Origin of the sequence: Microbacterium sp. M, assembly GCF_045181065.1 — a bacterium.
Taxonomy (GTDB): domain Bacteria; phylum Actinomycetota; class Actinomycetes; order Actinomycetales; family Microbacteriaceae; genus Microbacterium.
In genome coordinates this window covers 2,815,292-2,832,644 of record NZ_CP173721.1, presented here as the reverse complement: position 1 = coordinate 2,832,644, position 17,353 = coordinate 2,815,292, and the positions used below count along the sequence as shown (strand labels likewise).

Below are 17,353 nucleotides of genomic sequence, written 5' to 3'. Positions count from 1 at the left end.
GCCTAGTAGCCTTGTTAGGTGCCTCTACAAATTCCGGACCCCGTGCTCGGCCCCTGGGCCAAGGCCTTCCCCGCCCGCGCCCACGGGCTCCGAGTGTCCGACGTGACGGATGCCGGCCTGCGGCTGTCCGAGTTCACGACACCGGTGATGACGGTCCATGCGGACGCGCTGACGCACAACGAGAAGACGGTGTTCGACTGGGCCGGCGAACTCGGCATCCTGCTCGCCCCGCACGGCAAGACGACCATGGCGCCTGCCCTCTGGCAGCGCCTGCTGGATGCCGGAGCCTGGGGGATCTCGGTCGCAACCCCCTGGCAGGCCGGCGTGGCCGTCGAGGCCGGGGTGCGGACCGTGCTGATCGCCAACGGCGTGACGGATACGGGTGCCGCCGGTCATCTCGGCGAACTGCTCGCGCACACCGACGGCCTGCGCGTGCTCTGCTGGGCGGACTCGGAGGACACCGTCGCGATCCTGGCGGCCGCAGTCTCCGACCCCGCGCATCCGCTCGACGTGCTGGTCGAGCTGGGCGGGCTCGGCGGGCGCACCGGCGCGCGCACGATCGACGAGGGCGAGCGCATCGCCGACGCCGTGTCGCGGGCACCCGGTCTTCGCCTGGCCGGTGTCGCCGGGTACGAGGGTCCGTTCGGACCCGATCGGACTCCGGCATCCGTCGTGGCCGTCGATGCCTATCTGCAGAGCCTGGTCGCCCTGCACGAGCGGCTGGAGTACCCGACGGGCATCCGGCCGATCCTCTCCGCGGGCGGCAGCTCGTTCCCCGACCGGGCGGCGGCCGTGCTCGCTCCGCACCGTGCGACCGTGGACGTCGTGCTCCGCTCCGGTGCCTTCCAGATCCACGACGACGGCTTCTACACGCGCATGTCCCCGTTCGGCGCCGTCGTGCCGACGGCATCGCTGCGCTCCGCCATGCACGCGTGGTCACGGGTCGTCTCGCACCCGGAGCCTCGTCTGGCACTGCTGGATGCCGGGCGCCGCGATGTCCCCTTCGACATCGATCTCCCCGCCCCGCAGACCGTGGCAGGGCAGGTCACCGCGCTGAACGATCAGCACGCGTTCCTGAGTCTCGATGACGGCGCCGAGATCGCGGTCGGCGAGGTCGTGCGGCTCGGACTCTCGCATCCCTGCACGGCGTTCGACAAGTGGCGGGTCGTCCCCGTGATCGACGACCCGGATGCCGAGGATCCCCGCGTGATCGGAGCGGTGGCGACATGCTTCTGAGCGCGGAGCAGGCAGCCGCCGGGCGCGTGCGGGTGTATCGCAGTGCCGTGGTCGTTGACGGCACAGGTGGTGACCGGTTCACCGCCGACGTCGCCGTGGAGGGCGCCAGGGTCGTCGGCATCCGGCACGAGGGTGAGGACGACTTCGTCCTGCCGGAGGGTGCGGTCGAGCTCGACGCCGCAGGGCTCGTGCTCGCACCCGGCTTCATCGACATGCACGCGCACAGCGATCTGGCCGTACTGCGGGGTGCCGATCATGCGGCGAAGATCCGGCAGGGCGTCACGTGCGAGGTCATCGGACAGGACGGGCTCGGCTACGCGCCGCTGGACGATCGCGCTGCCGCCGTCATCCCCGCGCAGATCGCGGGGTGGAACGGGCCCGCCGAGGTGCCGTGGCGGTCGATGACCGAGTTCCTGGCCGCCGTCGATGCCGCTGCCGCGGCGAACGTCGCAGTCCTCGTGCCCCAGGGCAACCTGCGCATGATGGTCATCGGCCACCAGAGTCGCGCGGCAGAGCCGGATGAGCTCGCCCGCATGGCTGCGCTGCTGGATGCCGCGCTGGACGCCGGTGCGTTCGGGATGTCGAGCGGCCTGACGTACACGCCGGGGATGTACGCGTCGACGGCCGAGCTCGAGGTGCTGTGCCGCGTCGTCGCCGAGCGCGGCGGATACTGGGCGCCGCACACGCGCAGCTATGGTGCGGCCGCTCTCGACGCCTACCGCGAGGTGCTGGACATCGGTCGGCGCACTGGCTGCCCGATCCACCTCACCCACGCGACGATGAATTTCGCCCCGAACAGGGGACGCGCCGCAGAACTGCTCGCCCTCGTCGACGAGGCGATCGCGGACGGCGTCGACGTGACGCTCGACACCTACCCCTATCTGCCGGGCGCCACGACTCTCGCCGCGCTGCTGCCGAGCAGATTGGCCGCCGGCGGAGACCTCATCGCCGCGATCGCGGCGCTGGATGCGGCCGGCCGCGAGCAGGTTCGCGTCGAACTCGAGGACGTCGGCTGCGACGGGTTCCACGGCGAACGCGCCGACTGGTCGGCGATCGAGGTCTCCGGCGTCGGCGATCCGGCCCTGGCCGGTCTCGTCGGACGCCGCATCGACGAGATCGCGGAGTCCCTGGGACGGCGGCCCGTCGACATCGTGCTCGACGTCGTCGTGCGGGATGCCGCGGCCACCGGCATCCTGATGCACATCGGCGACGAGCAGAACGTCCGGGCGATCATGCGGCATCCGCGGCACAGCGGCGGCAGCGACGGCATCCTCATCGGTGACAAGCCGCATCCGCGCGGGTACGGGACGTTCCCGCACTACCTCGGGCACTACGTGCGCGAACTCGGTGTGCTGACTCTCGAGGAGGCCGTGCAGCACCTGTCCGCGACGCCGGCGCGCCGGCTCGGGATCGACATGGGCGATGCGCCGCGTGGCACCATCCGCCCCGGTGCGACGGCGGACCTGGTGCTGTTCGACGCGCAGACGATCGGCGCCGGTGCGACCTTCGACGACCCGCGAGCCGAGCCCGTCGGCATCGTCGAGGTGCTGGTCGGCGGTGTGCCGGTGATCGAAAGCGGAGAGCCCACCGGACGGACACCAGGGACAGCATTGCGCAGCGCACCACCGGCGCACCGCGCCGCGGTGCCCCGGCTCGACGTCGACGTCGACGCCCAGGCCGAACCGTTCGTGCTCACCGCCGACACGCGCATCGAAGCGCCCGACGCGTTCACCGGCGTGGCAGAGCGACTGCGGGAGGTCCTGCAGCTGCGCGACGAGCCGGACCCGGATGCCGTCGTCATCGCCCTGGTGAGAGACCCCGGCGCGACCGTGCCGGAGTCGTTCCGCATCGAGGTCGATTCGACGCGCATCGAGGTGCACGCGGCCGAAGCCGTCGGCGCATTCCGCGGTGTGATGGCGCTGCGCCAGCTCCTGCCCCCGGAGCTGGCGCAGGGCGCGCGGCTCCCCGCAGGACGGTGGCGGGGCGCGCCCGCGTTCGGCTGGCGCGGAGCGATGCTCGATGTCGCGCGCCATTACCGCCCGGCAGACGACATCCGACGCCTGATCGATGTGCTCGCCGCCCACCAGCTCAACATCCTGCACCTCCACCTCACCGACGATCAGGGCTGGCGCTACGAGGTCCCTGGCTTCCCGCGGCTCACCGCGATGGGCGCTCGCCGCGATGCGACCCAGCTCGGGCACGGACCGCTCGCCACCGTCGAACCGGGCGTGCACGAGGGCCACTACACGACGGCGGAGCTGCGCGACCTGGTGCGCTACGCCGCCGAGCGCTTCATCACCCTGGTTCCGGAGGTCGAGCTGCCGGGGCACGTGCAGGCCGCGCTCGCCGCCTACCCGGAGCTCGGCAATGCGGATGCGTCGGACCGCGTCGAGGGGCCGTGGGAGCGATTCGGGGTCAACGAGCGAACGCTGGCGCCGACCGAGGAGTCCCTCGCGTTCGGGCGCGCGGCGATCGACGCCCTCTGCGACGTGTTCGATTCGCCGTGGATCGGCATCGGCGGCGACGAGGTCCCGGTGACGGAGTGGGGGCGCAGCGCCGCAGCGCGCGAGCGGATGGGCGAGCTCGGTCTGGATTCGGCGAAGGACGTCCAGCCGTGGTTCACCGCGCACCTCGTCGCGCACGTGCGCGCGCGAGGCCGTACCGCGCTCGCCTGGGACGAGGTGCTCGAAGGCGAGGTGCCCGATGGGGTCGAGATCCTCGCGTGGCGCGCGCCGGTGGCGCTGCAGGAAGCTCTGGACCGCGGCATCCCCGTCATCGCCTGCCCTGATCTGGAGGTGTATCTCGACTACCGCCAGTCCGAGTCGGTGGACGAACCGGTGCCTGTCGGCCCGCCCCTGACGATCGAGCACGCCTACACGCTGCGCATCGACGAGCGCGCCCTCGGCGGCCAGGCGAACACCTGGACCGAGCACCTGCCGACGCGCGATCGGGTCGACTACGCGATGTTCCCGCGGCTCTCGGCCATCGCCGAACGACTCTGGGCAGGCGGCGAGTCGGGGGAGTGGGACGATTTCGCGCGTCGTCTTCCGGTGCAGTTGCGCCGGCTCGGCGCGGCGGGGGTGCGATATCGTCCACTCGACGGCCCGTCTCCCGAACAGCGTCGACCCGGTGTCCCCGGCAAGCCGATGAGCGTGCAGGCTCGGCAGCAGATCGTCGCCGAACTCGTCGCCGGTCTGGGATCCCACGGCGGAGAGGAGGCCGCGGGTTCTAGGTAACGTTTCGGTAACCCTCCACCCCGCCGACCTCGCAGAGGTTGCGCAACACGATGTTCGTAAGGTCTACTAACAAACATGTCCGAATCGGATGGGATGCGTGTGCCGGCCGCGGCCGAGTACACCGGCGCGAGTGCGCACGGATTCGCGGGTGCACGACACCTCCGCTCGCGCGCCAAGGTGCTGCCCGAGCACGCGCGCGGCCATAATCGCGCGCTGGTGCTGCAGACGCTCTATCACGCCGGAGCCATGAGCCGCGCTGATCTGTCGCGGGAGACCGGGCTCACGCGCGTGACGATCTCGGATCTCGTCGCCGAGTTCATCGCCGACGGCATCGTCATCGAGAAGGGGATCCGCGAGACGGCCGGGCCCGGCAAGCCGCCGATCCTCATCGACATCGATCGCGAGGGCCACCAGATCATCGGGCTGGATCTGTCCGGCCCTGAGGCGTTCCAGGGCGCTGTCCTCAGCCTCGACGGCGAGGTGCTCGAGCGCCGCGAGGTGCCGCGCCCCGCGCAGCCGGACGGTGCGGCCGCGTATGACGCACTGGTCGACCTCGCCCGTCAGCTGAAGGCCGCCTCCACGACGACGCTGCTCGGCGTCGGCGTCGGGACGCCGGGTATCGTGCGCCCGGACGGCGTCGTCATCGAATCCCCGAACCTCGGCTGGACGAACTTCCCGCTCGAGGCGCGTCTCAGCCTCGATCTGGAGCTGCCGGTGACGGCGCGCAACGACGCCAACGCCGCCGTGCTGGCCGAGTACACCTTCGGCGAGGCGCGAGCCGACGTCATGCTGATCAAGATCGGCCGCGGCGTCGGCGCCGGTCTGATCACCGGCAGCCAGCCGCTGCTGGGCAGCCGCTTCGCCGCGGGAGAGATCGGGCACGTCGTGGTCGGCACCGATGGCGGGCCTCGGTGCGTGTGCGGCAAGGACGGATGCCTGGAAGCCTGGCTCAGCGGCAGCCGACTCGCCTCCGCGATCGCCGAGGCGCCCGAATCGCGGGACGAGCTGCTGCGCGACGCGGGGACGCGGATGGCTGTCGCGATCGCTCCGATCGTCAGTGCGCTGGATCTGTCCGAGATCGTGCTCTCCGGGCCGGCCGAGCTGCTGGACGACACCTTCTTCGACGCCGCGACGGCGACGCTGCGTGCGCGCACTCTGGACGGCGTGTTCGATGACGTCGTCATCCGCCTCACTCGGCAGGAGGACATCGTGCTGCGCGGGACCGCCGTCATGGTGCTCTCCGGCCAACTGGGCGTTTCGTGATGCGCGCATCGACGTCGATCCAGACCGCCGCAGAGTCGGGCCGCGTCCGCTGATGGTTCAGCACAGCAGCACCGGCCTGCGCGGTCGGGCCATCCGAGTGGGCCTGGACATCGGCGGAACAAAGACCGATGCCGTCGCGGTGGCTCCGGACGGCGACATCATCGCTCGCGTGCGACGCCCGACCGGATGGGGCGATGAGGCGGTGATCGCCAGCATCCTGGACAGCGTCGCCGCGCTCTCGCAGGACGGCGGCTTCGCGACCTCGGAGCTCGGATCCGTCGGCGTCGGCATCCCTGGTCTCGTAGAGCCGGGAACCGGACGCGTCCTGCACGCCGTGAACCTCGGCGTGGAGTCGCTGGACATCTCCGCACGTGCGGGCGGCGTGCTGAAGGTGCCGATCGCCGTCGAGAACGACGTCAAGGCGGCAGCCCTCGGTGCGGCCGCCCTGCGGGGCGACGGCGCCTCGATGGCTTACCTCAATCTCGGCACCGGCGTGGCCGCGGGGATCGTGGCCGACGGCCGGATCTGGCGGGGCATGCACGGCACCGCCGGCGAGGTCGGCCACCTCAGCGTCGACCCGGCCGGGCGACTGTGCGGCTGCGGCCAGCGCGGCTGCGTCGAGACTCTCTGCGGAGGCGGCGCACTGGCGAAGGCATGGGGGCGACCCGGTGCGCTCCCGGTGCGCGACATCTTCGATGCCGCGGAGGTCGGAGACGCGCACGCGATCGCGCTGCGCGCCGATCTGGCGCGGGGAGCGGCGGCGGCGGTGCGCATCCTCGTCCTCTCCGTCGACGTGGAGACCGTCGTGATCGGCGGAGGACTCACAGCGCTGGGCGATCGTCTGCATGGCGACATCGTGGCGACCCTGCGACGCGAGGCCGACGGGTCGGCGTTCATGCGCTCGCTGCGTCTCGATGAGAGGATCGAGCTGCTGCCCAGCGGCTCGCCGGCGGCGGCACTGGGAGCCGCGCTCGTCGGCGCTTCGGATTCTGCACCCCTACCCGAGAAGGAGATCGTTCCCCATGGCTGAAGTCGTCATCGTCGAGAACAGCGCGGCAGCGGGGGCTCTGGTCGCGGAGGAGATCGTCGCGCTCATCGCCGGTCGTCCGGATGCCGTTCTCGGCCTCGCCACGGGGTCGACGCCCCTGCCGGTCTATCAGGCGCTGCAGAGCCGGCTGGCCGGTGCCGACGTCTCGCAGGTGCGCGGCTTCGCACTCGACGAGTACGTCGGTCTCGACCCGGCGCACCCCGAGAGCTACCGGTCCGTCATCACGCGGGAGGTCGTCGAGCCGCTCGGGTTCGACCCGCGGCGCATCCACGTGCCCAACGGGGCATCCGAGGGCATCGAGCACGCCGGTTCGGACTACGAGGCGGCGATCGCGGCTGCCGGCGGAGTGGATCTGCAGATCCTCGGCATCGGCACAGACGGGCACATCGGCTTCAACGAGCCGGGTTCGTCGTTCGCTTCCCGGACACGGGTGAAGACGCTCACGCAGCAGACGCGCGAGGACAATGCACGCTTCTTCGACGCCATCGACGATGTGCCGATGCACTGCATCACTCAAGGCCTCGGCACGATTCTGGAGGCGCGTCACCTCGTACTGCTCGCCTTCGGCGAGAGCAAGGCGCAGGCCGTCGCGGATGCCGTGGAGGGACCGCTTTCCGCGTTCCTGCCCGGTTCGGCGATCCAGCTGCACGCGCACGCGACGGTCGTCGTAGACGAGGCGGCCGCCTCGAAGCTGAGGCTCGCGGACTACTACCGCTACACCTTCGCCAACAAGCCGGCCTGGCAGGGGATCTGAGCCGAGCGAAACTGCCTCAGGCGGTGGAGTCGGCGGAGATCACGCTGACGGCCGAGCAGATGTCGCGGCTCGAGACGGAGGCGGGAGTCTAGGCATCCGGCCACGCCAGCGGGAGCAGATGCTCCAGGCTGAGCGGGGCGAGCGGCAGCGTGGCGATGTCGGCGGGGGTGATCCAGCGCAGTTCTGCGAGTTCGGCCTGGACCGTCACGTCGTCCGGCTCGGCGCGCATCGCGAAGGCGGCGGCGACGACACGGTGACCCGGCTCGTTCGCGGCATCCGAGATGAATTCGCCCAGGGGTGTGAGGTCGGCTTCCGCGACGCGGAAACCGAGCTCCTCTTCGAGCTCGCGGGCCAGGGTCTGAGCCGCGCTCTCGCCCTGCTCCGGCTTGCCGCCCGGTTGCATGAAGCGCACCGTGCCGTGCTTGCGCACGACCAGCACGCGATCGTCGGCGTCGCGGATGATCGCCGCGCTCACGTGGATGTCAGGCATGGGCGGGGAACACCTTTCCGGGGTTGAGGATGCCGGCGGGATCGAACACGCGCACGATGTCGCGCTGCAGGCGCCACTGGTCATCGCCGAGTTCTTCGGCCAGCCACCGGCTCTTGAGCGTGCCGATGCCGTGCTCACCGGTGAGCGTGCCTCCGAGGCGGATGGCGGCGCGGAACAGCTCATCGGCGGCTGCCCAGACGTGGTCGGGGACATCCGGTCCGTCGAAGATGAAGTTCGGGTGCAGGTTTCCGTCTCCGGCGTGGACGACCGTCGGGATCGTGAGACCGTAGGCGCGCTCGATCCGGGAGATCTCATCGAACATCGCCGGCAGAGCGCTGCGCGGTACGGAGACGTCCTCGATGAGGGTGGTGCCGAGCGCTGCCATCGCGGCGTGCATCGAGCGGCGGATCGCCAGCAGGCGTTCGCCTTCGGCCGGGTCGTCCGAGAGCGCGACCGTGCCTCCGTGCGCGGCGAGGATCTCGGCGATGCGGTCGGCTTCGTCGCGTGCGGCCGGGCCGTCCGTCTGGATGGTCAGTTGCGCGGACCCGGCCACGGGCGCGGGGAGGGAGAGCAGCGCATGCACGGCGGCGAGGGCCGCGGCATCCATCAGTTCCATGATCGCGGGCTGGATGCCTGCGGCCGTGACCGCAGCGGATGCCGCGGCTGCTGTCCTCGCGTCGGGGAAACCGGCCGCGATCGCGCACGTGGCGCCTGGTACGAGGCGGCGCAGCTTCAGGGTCGCACCGACCACGACGCCGAGCGTGCCCTCCGAGCCGATGACGAGTGAGGTGAGATCGAGCCCTGTGACGCCCTTGACGGTGCGGTGGCCGAGGCGGAGCAGACGCCCGTCGGCGAGCACGAGATCGAGACCGAGGACGGCATCCCGCACGACGCCGTATTTCGCGCAGAGCAGTCCGCCGGCGCCCGTGGCGATGTTGCCGCCCACTGTCGAGATGTCGCGGCTGGCCGGGTCCGGCGCCCACCAGACTCCGTGCGGGGCGAGTGCGGCGTTGAAGTCGGCGTTGAGGATGCCGGGTTCGACGACCGCCAGCAGGTCATCGGCTCGGATCTCATGGATCCGGGTCATGCGACGCATGGACAGCACGATCTCGCCCGTGCCCGCGTTGGCGGCCCCGGCGAGCCCGGTGCCGGCGCCGCGGATGACGACCGGCGTTCGGGTCTCCGTCGCGATGCGCATCGTCTGCTGGACATGCTCGACGGTCTCGGCGTGCACGACGGCGAGAGGCCGTCCGACGGCGGCGTGGCCGGAGCGGTCAGCGCGGGCCTCCTCCAGCGACGCTTCGGACACGTCGACGATGTCGCCGAGTGCCGCGCGCAGCGCCGCGAGTGCGCTCATGCCAGCGTTCGCCGCCCCGCGATGACACCCGCAGCGATCGCGACCACGGCGAAGACGGAGCCGATCACGGCCTGGCCCATCGACCACCATGCGATCGTGACACCCAGATACAGGAGCAGCTCGACGGCTGCGCGCAGGAACGGGTGCAGGTGCAGCACGGGCCGAGGGGAGAGGAACAGCGCCCACACCAGTAGCACGACGACGGGTGCCCCGATGCCGAGGATCAGGTTCCACGGCAGATCCCACGATGCGAAGCCCCACAGGGCGAGCGACGCGAGCGCCACCAGCAGGATGACGACCCGGATGATCTCGAGCGGGGTGACGTTCGGTCGGTTCACGCCCGGTTCGGCCGGTGTCTCCTGGGTCATGCTCCCAGTCTATTCGGCGGGTGGGGTAGGGCCGTCCTCGATCGCGCCGAGGGTGGTCGTCACGGATGGGCCGATCGAGCCGTCGACGAGGCGATACCGGAACGTGACGCTCAGCTCCCTGAGCGCCGTTGGGGACCAAGGCCCGGTGAAGGTCATGGTGACGGTGTAGCGACCGTCGCCGCCCAGCGTCACGACGCCTTGAGCGACTCTCCCGTCATTCACGAGCACCTCGACGCTCGCGTCGGGCACACCCGAGATCGGCACCGAATAGACGCTGCCATCGGGGGAAACAGTCGCCTGACTCCACACGACAGGACTGGTCGGGGTCTCTGGCTCCGACGGCGTCGGTACGGGAGTCGGGCTTGGAGTTGCCGTGGGAGTCGGGGTGGGAGTGGATGTCGGCTCAGGCGTCGGTGTCGGTGTCGGTGTCGGGGTGGGTGTGGGTGTCGGTGTCGGTGTCGGTGTCGGGGTCGGGGTGGGTGTGGGCGTCGGTGTCGGGGTGGGTGTGGGTGTCGGTGTCGGTGTCGGTGTCGGGGTGGGTGTGGGCGTCGGTGTCGGTGTCGGTGTCGGGGTCGGGGTGGGAGTGGGTGTCGGTGTCGGTGTCGGTGTCGGAGTCGGTGTGGGTGTGGGTGTGGGTGTGGGTGTCGGCTCGGGTGTCGGAGTCGGTGTCGGAGTCGGTGTGGGTGTGGGTGTCGGTTCGGGTGTCGGCGTCGGCGTCGGAGTCGGCGTGGGAGTGGGCGTCGGCTCCGGGCTCGGCGCGGCCGGCGGATCCGTGGGGTCGACCGGATTCGTGGGTTCGCCCGGATTCGTGGGTTCGCCCGGCTCCTCCGGCGCTTCAGGCGCGTCCTCGCCACCGGAGCCCGAGTCTCCGGGGGCAGGCGCGACCGGTGCAGGCACGACCGGGGTCGCCTGCGGCACGTCCACACCGGGTTCGGAATCCGGACCCGGTGCCTCACCGGCATCCTCGTCGTCGACCGGCTCATCGATCACCAACGGCTGATTGCTCAGTGCTTCGAGCTTCTCGTCCGGACCGACCTCAGCCGGGATCGAGGGCGAATCGGCGACTTCGCCGGCGCTCGGAAGACTCGTCATCGCGGGGGTCGCGATGAGTCCGGGCATGATGGCGGCAGCAGCGACGACACCGGCGACGATCAGTGCGGCTGTCCCGACGCCGACGAGGGCGCCGATGCCGGTGACCGCTCCGGCCGTCGCGCCGGCCGCTCCGCTTCCTCCGACGGCTCCTGCGCTGCCGACCGCTCCACCCGCGCCACCGGTAGACCCGGAACCCGCGGAGGCACCGGCAGCGGCCGCTCCTGCGGTGCCGGAGACGACGACCGCGCCTTCGACGACGCTGGACGGCATCGCGGCCAGCGCCACGATCGGTGCTCCGCCGCCCTGGAGCGTGGCCAGGTAGCCGGCGGAACCGGCGACGCCCAGCACGAGGGGGAGCAGCACCAGCGCCAGGCGGTTCGAGACATCCTTCGCCTCGGCGACGACGATCATGCAGCGTGCGCAATCGGCGAGATGCTCGTCCAGGCGCTTCTGGTCGCGATTGCTGAGGTTGCCGCGCGAGTACGCGCCCATGTGCTCGATGCTCCACTGGCACTCCGAGCCGGGAGCGGCGCTGCGCAGATGCGCCTGGATCCAGGCCTCGCGCAACCCCTCGCGGGCGCGGAAGGCGAGCTGTGCGACAGCACCGGCCTTCATCCCGAGCAGCGGACCGACTTCGGCCGGCTTCATCTGCTCGATCTCGGTGTACCAGAGCACCTCCTGCCAGCGGGAAGGGAGGCTGCGGAATGCCTGCGCCGTGAGACCGCGATCGAGGGCCTCGTCGGTGGCCTGCTCCGTCGTGTCAGGGTCTGCGACGGCATCCATCTCGTCGATGGCCGTCTCGCGACGCGCCTTGCCCCAGGCGGCCGCGGTATTGCGGATGCTGGTGAACAGGTAGGCGCGGAACGACCCGTTGGGGCCGCCGCCCTTGAGGATGGCGTTGTAGATGCGGGTGTATGACTCCTGGACGAGGTCGTCCGGGTCGAGAGAGGACGTGATCGAACGCGCGACGGCGATGCCGGACGGATAGTGCCGTCGCCAGAGTTCGCCAAAGGCCTTCCGGTCGCCCGACCGGGTGCGCAGGATCAGATCGGCGTCCGCGATCTGCGCGTTCTCGTTGTTCTCGTTCGGCACAGTCATCCAGGTCTCGTGGAGCGTCGGGTCGGCTCCACAGGAAGAGACGCGTGAATCGGGTCCCCATCACGCGCCTTGTCTATTCTCACCCCGTTTTCCCAGCCTGACCAGCCCTGTGGACAACTCGGAGCGAACTCTCTGCGAGGACCCCTGAAAAAACTTCAAAAGAATCTCTCCGAATCGCGTGATGATTCGCCGGCGACGGCATCTCATCAATCAGAGCAGGCTGTGCGGTCTCCACCGGGGGGCGGAGACGGGACAGTCGCCGGCGCGGGGGGCAACTGCGTCGGCGAAGGGCGGGCTCGGGACCCTCGGGGGAGGAGTTCCCGAGCCGCCCGCTCGTCATGGAGGGAGCTTGGCCGCCGCTGACTGGGGCGCGGCGGCCTCCCTTCCACTGCGAACCTGCGGGTGCGTCGCGTGAGCTCACGCTGCGAGACGGCCTCCCACCCAGACGCGCCGCACCCGTAGCCGAGCATCCAGCAGCACCGCATCCGCGAGCAGTCCCCGCTCGAGGCGACCGAGTCTGCCGCCTTCCCCGATGACGGATGCCGGGGTCTCCGTGAGCGCCCGCACAGCGGCGGCCAGCGGCACGCCGGCCTGCACCGCACGCTGGAGCGCGACGTCCTGGGTCAGGGTCGAACCGGCGATCGAACCGGTCTCGTCGGTGCGGGCGACGCCGTCCGCGACCGTCACCTTGACCGCGCCGAGATCGTATCGGCCATCCGCACTGCCGGCCGCAGCCATCGCATCCGTCACCAGTGCGACGCGATCCGGCGCCACATCGAAGACGAGCTTGATCACGTGCGGGTCGAGGTGCACGTTGTCCGCGATCGCCTCCAAGACGACCCGTCGATCTGCGGCTGCGGCCAGGACAGGGCCTGGTGCGCGATGGTGGATGCCGCGCATCGCATTGAACGCGTGCGTGAGGATCGTCGCGCCGGCGTCGAAGGCCGCTGCGGCGATCTCGGCATCCGCGTCGGTGTGCCCGACAGCAGCGGCGGCGCCGGCGGCGACGACAAGCCGGATCGCCTCGATGCCGCCGGGGAGTTCTGGTGCGATCGTGACCTGGCGCACGGTCCCGCGCCCGGCTTCCAGCAGGCGCCGCACGTCCGAGGCATCCGGTGCCCGCAGCAGAGTCGGCTCGTGGGCGCCCTGGTGGCCGGGGTCGAGGAAAGGGCCTTCCAGATGGGAGCCGAGGATCTCGGCATCCGTCTCGGTCAGTTCGGCGATCTCCGCGACGCGACGGGCCAGATCGTCCATGGATGCCGTGACGAGCGAGATCACCGCCCGCGTCGTGCCGTGCGCGCGGTGCAGGGCACGCGCGGTGCGGATCGCCTCTGCACCGTCGTCGTATGACGCACCGGCTCCGCCGTGCCCGTGGATGTCGATGAAGCCGGGTGCGAGGATCGCGCCGGGGCCGGCGATCGCCGACGCATCGACGACCTCGTCCGCATCGGTCCGACCGCCGCCGATGCCCGTCTCGACGACGATGCCGTCCCCGAAGCGGACCCACGCGTCGTCCGTCTCCACTCCGTGCGAGATCAGTCGGGCGGAGTGGATCACCGTTGCGGTCATGGCGTGCTCCAGTCGATCTCGGCGGGGCGGTGTCCTCCCCATCCTTCGGCATCCCACACCGGTCCGAGCCCGCCGACGCGCGCGCGGAACGAGTTCCAGTCCTTGGCGGATGCCGAGGACCACGCGATCTCGGCCAGAGCGGCGGCGCGGGGGAAGAAGAGCTGGTCGATGTCGTCGAGGGTTGCGAGCGTCTCGGCCCACAGCGGTCCTTCGATGCCGAGGATCGCGGCCGGGTCCAGACCGGGGACGATCGCGTCCGGCTCCCAGGAGTACGCCGTCTCGAGGTCGATGACGGCGGCCCAGCTGAGGCCGAGCGGGAATTCCGGCGTGTACTTCATGTCGAGGTAGGCGCGGGTGGACGGCGACAGGATGACCGAGCCGCCCCGCTCGACGAAGCGACGGGTGTGCTCGATGTGCTCGTCGGACGGGGTGTCGCTGCCCCAGAACTGGCCGACCGTGCCCTCGGCCACGACAGCGGACCCCGCCTCGTGCCAGGCGACAGGCGTCTTGCCCAGTTCGACGGTCAGCGCGGTGACGCGCTCGACGAACGCATCGAAGTCCGCCGGCGGGGTGCCGAGGCACTCGTCGCCCCCGATGTGCAGGTAGTCACCCGGCGTGATCTCGGCGACTTCGCCGAGAACGTCGCGCAGGAAGTCCCACGTCGCGTCCTCATGGATGCGCACCGAGGAGTGCCCGACGCCCCAGCCCTGGTACGGCTCGCCGGCCGCAGGCAGCGGCTGGCCGAGCGATTCGGACTGCGCGAGCAGCATGTCGTTCATCACCGGAGCCTCGACCACGTCCGGATACGCGAGCCCGATCGCATGCGTGTGCCCTGGGAGATCGATCTCGGGGACCACCACCATGTGGTGCGCGGCCGCGTACGCGATGATCTCGCGGAAGTCGTCCTTGGTGTAGAAGCCGCCAGGACGACCGAGCACAGAGGTGCCCGAGGCCTTCTCGGTCAGCAACGGGCGGCTGTCGATGTGCAGGCGCCAGCCCTGGTCGTCCGTGAGATGCAGATGCAGGTGATTGAACTTCAGCGACGAGGCGCGATCGATGAACGCCTTCACGGTCGCCACGTCGAAGAAGGTGCGCGCGACGTCGAGCATGACGCCGCGATATGCGAAGCGCGGCGCGTCGACGATCGACACCTGCGGGATCGACCAGGAGCCGGCGTCCTCGCGCAGCAGCTGCCGCAGGGTCTGGATGCCGTAGAAGAGGCCGGCATCCGCGCCTGCGATTTCGATGCGCTCCGCCACCTCGAGGCGGTACGCCTCGTCGTCGGCACCGGTGGCGCGCAGGACGATGTCGCCGGCCGCCGGGTCGTCCGTGGTCACCTCCGGCCGGAGTCCGCAGCGGTGCGCCAGCAGGTCGGAGAGGACGGATGCCGCGGCATCCGCACCGTCGACGATGACGATGCGCGCGGCAGGGGAGAGGACGAACGCCCCCGGAGCCGCCGTGACGGATGAGGGCAGCGGGATAAGAGTAAGGACCATGAACAAAACCTACCGGTGACCGTGGCGACATCCAAGCGATCCGAGCGATTCGATCCGCTATGCTCGAACCGTCGCGACTGGCGTCTGGGTGGACTACCACCGGGGAGCGGCTTCTCATGGGAATCGACCGCGCGCCTGGGCCGATCAGGAACAACCCCCTTCCACCGTGAGATCAGGAGCACGTCATGACCGACCCGTATTTCAACGCACCGCTTTCCGAGGTCGACCCCGAGATCGCCGAGGTCCTGGAGCGCGAGCTCAACCGCCAGCGCGGCTTCCTCGAGATGATCGCCTCCGAGAACTTCGTGCCGGTCTCGGTGCTGCAGTCGCAGGGCTCCGTGCTGACCAACAAGTACGCCGAGGGCTACCCCGGTCGCCGCTACTACGGCGGCTGCGAAGAGGTCGACGTCGCCGAGGCCCTCGCCATCGAGCGGGCCAAGAGCCTGTTCGGCTCGGAGTTCGCGAACGTCCAGCCGCACTCCGGCGCCACGGCCAACGCCGCAGTGCTGCACGCCATCGCCCGCCCGGGCGACACGCTGCTCGGTCTCTCGCTCGACCACGGCGGACACCTGACGCACGGCATGAAGATCAACTTCTCCGGCCGACTGTTCGACATCGTCGCGTACGGCGTCGACCCGGAGACCTCGCTCGTCGACATGGAAGAGGTCCGTCGCCTCGCGATCGAGCACAAGCCGAAGGTCATCATCGCCGGCTGGTCGGCGTACCCGCGTCAGCTGGACTTCGCGAAGTTCCGCGAGATCGCCGACGAGGTGGGCGCCTACCTGTGGGTCGACATGGCGCATTTCGCCGGTCTCGTCGCCGCCGGAGTCCACCCGAACCCCGTGCCGCACGCCCACGTCGTCTCGTCGACCGTGCACAAGACCATCGGCGGCCCCCGCTCGGGCTTCATCCTCACGAACGACGCCGACCTCGCCAAGAAGATCAACTCGGCCGTCTTCCCCGGTCAGCAGGGCGGTCCGCTCATGCACGTCATCGCCGCCAAGGCGACGGCGTTCAAGATCGCCGCGACGCCCGAGTTCAAGGAGCGTCAGGAGCGCACCCTCCGCGGTGCCGCGCTCCTCGCCGAGCGCCTCGGCCGTCAGGACGTCCAGGATGCCGGCATCAGGGTCCGCTCCGGCGGCACCGACGTGCACCTGGTCCTTGTCGACCTGCGCGACGCCGAGATCGACGGCAAGCAGGCCGAAGACCTGCTGCACGACATCCACATCACGGTCAACCGCAACGCGGTCCCGAACGACCCGCGCCCGCCGATGGTCACCTCCGGCCTGCGCATCGGCACGCCGGCGCTCGCGACGCGTGGATTCGGGGATGCCGAGTTCACCGAAGTCGCCGACATCATCGCCCTCGCGCTGCTGCCCGGCGCCGACGTCGCAGCCCTCAAGGCTCGCGTCGACGCGCTCGCCGCAGCGTTCCCGCTCTACCCCGGACTGAGCCAGTGACCGCTGTCGTCCTGGACGGCAAGGCGGCATCCGCCGAGATCAAGGCGGAGCTGGCAGAGCGGGTTGCCGCGCTGAAGGAGAAGGGGATCGTCCCCGGCATCGCCACGGTGCTGGTCGGAGCCGACCCGGCATCCCAGCTGTACGTCGGGATGAAGCACCGGCAGTCCGAGGCGATCGGGATGAACTCGATCCAGCGCGAGCTGCCGGCCGAAGCGACGCAGCAGCAGGTCGAAGCGCTGATCGACGAGCTCAACGCGGATCCGACCTGTCACGGATACATCGTCCAGCTGCCGTTGCCGAAGCACATCGACACCGACGCGATCCTCGAGCGCATCGACCCGGCGAAGGACGCGGACGGGTTGCACCCGACCAACCTCGGCCGCCTCGTGCTGAACGTCAACAGTCCGATCCACACGCCGCTGCCGTGCACGCCCCGCGGCGTGATCGAACTGCTGCTGCGCAACGACTACGACCTGAAGGGCAAGCACGTCGTCGTCGTCGGACGCGGCGTGACCATCGGGCGTCCGATGGGGCTCCTGCTCACCCGCCGCGACATCAACGCGACGGTGACGCAGGTCCACACGGGCACGCCGGACATGGCGCCGTACCTGCGTCAGGCCGACGTCATCGTCGCAGGCGCGGGGGTCAGACACCTGATCCGCGCCGAGGACGTCAAGCCGGGCGCTGCGGTGCTCGACGTGGGCGTGACCCGCGAGACCGATCCCGAGACGGGGAAATCGCGTGTGTACGGGGACGTGCATCCCGATGTGGCATCGGTGGCGGGGTGGATCTCGCCGAACCCCGGAGGCGTCGGACCGATGACCGTCGCGCTGCTCATGACGAACGTCGTGGAGGCCGCCGAGCGGCTCGTCGGCTGAGCCGGGTG

Annotated in this window: 13 protein-coding genes and 1 riboswitch; of the genes, 7 read left to right on the top strand and 6 right to left on the bottom strand. The window is 70.4% G+C overall.

Features of this window, described 5'->3' with window-relative positions:
• Nucleotides 1–18: 18 nt before the first annotated feature.
• The 5 genes from ACI7YT_RS14015 (at nt 19) to nagB (ending at nt 7,537) form a co-directional block, all read left to right on the top strand.
• Nucleotides 19–1,236, top strand: a complete 1,218-nt coding sequence (locus ACI7YT_RS14015; RefSeq protein ID WP_406246207.1) for an amino acid deaminase — start codon at nt 19–21, stop codon at nt 1,234–1,236.
• On the top strand, nt 1,227–4,472 hold the full coding sequence (locus ACI7YT_RS14010) for a family 20 glycosylhydrolase (RefSeq protein WP_406246205.1): 3,246 nt from the start codon (nt 1,227–1,229) through the stop codon (nt 4,470–4,472). Before ACI7YT_RS14015 ends, ACI7YT_RS14010 begins: the two co-directional genes overlap by 10 nt.
• Nucleotides 4,473–4,547: 75 nt before the next feature.
• On the top strand, nt 4,548–5,735 hold the full coding sequence (locus tag ACI7YT_RS14005) for an ROK family protein (protein WP_406246203.1): 1,188 nt from the start codon (nt 4,548–4,550) through the stop codon (nt 5,733–5,735).
• Nucleotides 5,736–5,787: 52 nt separating this feature from the next.
• On the top strand, nt 5,788–6,765 hold the full coding sequence (locus ACI7YT_RS14000) for an ROK family protein (RefSeq protein ID WP_406246201.1): 978 nt from the start codon (nt 5,788–5,790) through the stop codon (nt 6,763–6,765).
• Nucleotides 6,758–7,537: a glucosamine-6-phosphate deaminase gene (gene nagB / locus ACI7YT_RS13995; protein ID WP_406246199.1), complete on the top strand. Its 780-nt coding sequence runs from the start codon at nt 6,758–6,760 to the stop codon at nt 7,535–7,537. Before ACI7YT_RS14000 ends, nagB begins: the two co-directional genes overlap by 8 nt.
• A gap of 88 nt (nt 7,538–7,625) precedes the next feature.
• Here nagB and ACI7YT_RS13990 read toward each other — a convergent pair whose 3' ends face one another.
• The 6 genes from ACI7YT_RS13990 to ACI7YT_RS13965 form a co-directional block, all read right to left on the bottom strand.
• Nucleotides 7,626–8,027 (bottom strand): NUDIX domain-containing protein, encoded by a 402-nt coding sequence (locus ACI7YT_RS13990; RefSeq protein ID WP_406246198.1) that lies wholly within the window; start codon nt 8,025–8,027, stop codon nt 7,626–7,628.
• Nucleotides 8,020–9,384, bottom strand: coding sequence for an FAD-binding oxidoreductase (locus ACI7YT_RS13985; RefSeq protein ID WP_406246196.1), 1,365 nt, complete (start codon nt 9,382–9,384; stop codon nt 8,020–8,022). Before ACI7YT_RS13985 ends, ACI7YT_RS13990 begins: the two co-directional genes overlap by 8 nt.
• Nucleotides 9,381–9,752, bottom strand: a complete 372-nt coding sequence (locus ACI7YT_RS13980) for a YrdB family protein (protein ID WP_406246194.1) — start codon at nt 9,750–9,752, stop codon at nt 9,381–9,383. Before ACI7YT_RS13980 ends, ACI7YT_RS13985 begins: the two co-directional genes overlap by 4 nt.
• Before the next feature lie 9 nt (nt 9,753–9,761).
• Nucleotides 9,762–11,942 (bottom strand): sigma-70 family RNA polymerase sigma factor, encoded by a 2,181-nt coding sequence (locus tag ACI7YT_RS13975; RefSeq protein ID WP_406246193.1) that lies wholly within the window; start codon nt 11,940–11,942, stop codon nt 9,762–9,764.
• A gap of 417 nt (nt 11,943–12,359) precedes the next feature.
• Nucleotides 12,360–13,511 (bottom strand): N-acetylglucosamine-6-phosphate deacetylase, encoded by a 1,152-nt coding sequence (locus ACI7YT_RS13970; protein ID WP_406246191.1) that lies wholly within the window; start codon nt 13,509–13,511, stop codon nt 12,360–12,362.
• Nucleotides 13,508–15,007, bottom strand: a complete 1,500-nt coding sequence (locus ACI7YT_RS13965) for a beta-N-acetylhexosaminidase (protein ID WP_406246189.1) — start codon at nt 15,005–15,007, stop codon at nt 13,508–13,510. Before ACI7YT_RS13965 ends, ACI7YT_RS13970 begins: the two co-directional genes overlap by 4 nt.
• A gap of 63 nt (nt 15,008–15,070) precedes the next feature.
• A riboswitch (ZMP/ZTP riboswitch) is annotated at nt 15,071–15,155 on the top strand.
• 37 nt (nt 15,156–15,192) lie between these two features.
• On the opposite strand from ACI7YT_RS13965, the gene glyA reads away from it, so the two are divergent.
• Nucleotides 15,193–16,467, top strand: coding sequence for a serine hydroxymethyltransferase (gene glyA, locus ACI7YT_RS13960; protein ID WP_406246187.1), 1,275 nt, complete (start codon nt 15,193–15,195; stop codon nt 16,465–16,467).
• Nucleotides 16,464–17,345, top strand: a complete 882-nt coding sequence (locus ACI7YT_RS13955; RefSeq protein ID WP_406246186.1) for a bifunctional methylenetetrahydrofolate dehydrogenase/methenyltetrahydrofolate cyclohydrolase — start codon at nt 16,464–16,466, stop codon at nt 17,343–17,345. Before glyA ends, ACI7YT_RS13955 begins: the two co-directional genes overlap by 4 nt.
• Nucleotides 17,346–17,353 lie beyond the last annotated feature (8 nt).

What these genes read in the sequence shown, in the direction of transcription:
- ACI7YT_RS14010 (WP_406246205.1), top strand. Translation starts at nt 1,227, where the DNA reads ATGCTTCTGAGCGCGGAGCAGGCAGCCGCCGGGCGCGTGCGGGTGTAT.
- ACI7YT_RS14005 (WP_406246203.1), top strand. Translation starts at nt 4,548, where the DNA reads ATGTCCGAATCGGATGGGATGCGTGTGCCGGCCGCGGCCGAGTACACC.
- ACI7YT_RS14000 (WP_406246201.1), top strand. Translation starts at nt 5,788, where the DNA reads ATGGTTCAGCACAGCAGCACCGGCCTGCGCGGTCGGGCCATCCGAGTG.
- nagB (WP_406246199.1), top strand. Translation starts at nt 6,758, where the DNA reads ATGGCTGAAGTCGTCATCGTCGAGAACAGCGCGGCAGCGGGGGCTCTG.
- ACI7YT_RS13990 (WP_406246198.1), bottom strand. Translation starts at nt 8,027, where the DNA reads ATGCCTGACATCCACGTGAGCGCGGCGATCATCCGCGACGCCGACGAT.
- ACI7YT_RS13985 (WP_406246196.1), bottom strand. Translation starts at nt 9,384, where the DNA reads ATGAGCGCACTCGCGGCGCTGCGCGCGGCACTCGGCGACATCGTCGAC.
- ACI7YT_RS13980 (WP_406246194.1), bottom strand. Translation starts at nt 9,752, where the DNA reads ATGACCCAGGAGACACCGGCCGAACCGGGCGTGAACCGACCGAACGTC.
- ACI7YT_RS13975 (WP_406246193.1), bottom strand. Translation starts at nt 11,942, where the DNA reads ATGACTGTGCCGAACGAGAACAACGAGAACGCGCAGATCGCGGACGCC.
- ACI7YT_RS13970 (WP_406246191.1), bottom strand. Translation starts at nt 13,511, where the DNA reads ATGACCGCAACGGTGATCCACTCCGCCCGACTGATCTCGCACGGAGTG.
- ACI7YT_RS13965 (WP_406246189.1), bottom strand. Translation starts at nt 15,007, where the DNA reads ATGGTCCTTACTCTTATCCCGCTGCCCTCATCCGTCACGGCGGCTCCG.
- glyA (WP_406246187.1), top strand. Translation starts at nt 15,193, where the DNA reads ATGACCGACCCGTATTTCAACGCACCGCTTTCCGAGGTCGACCCCGAG.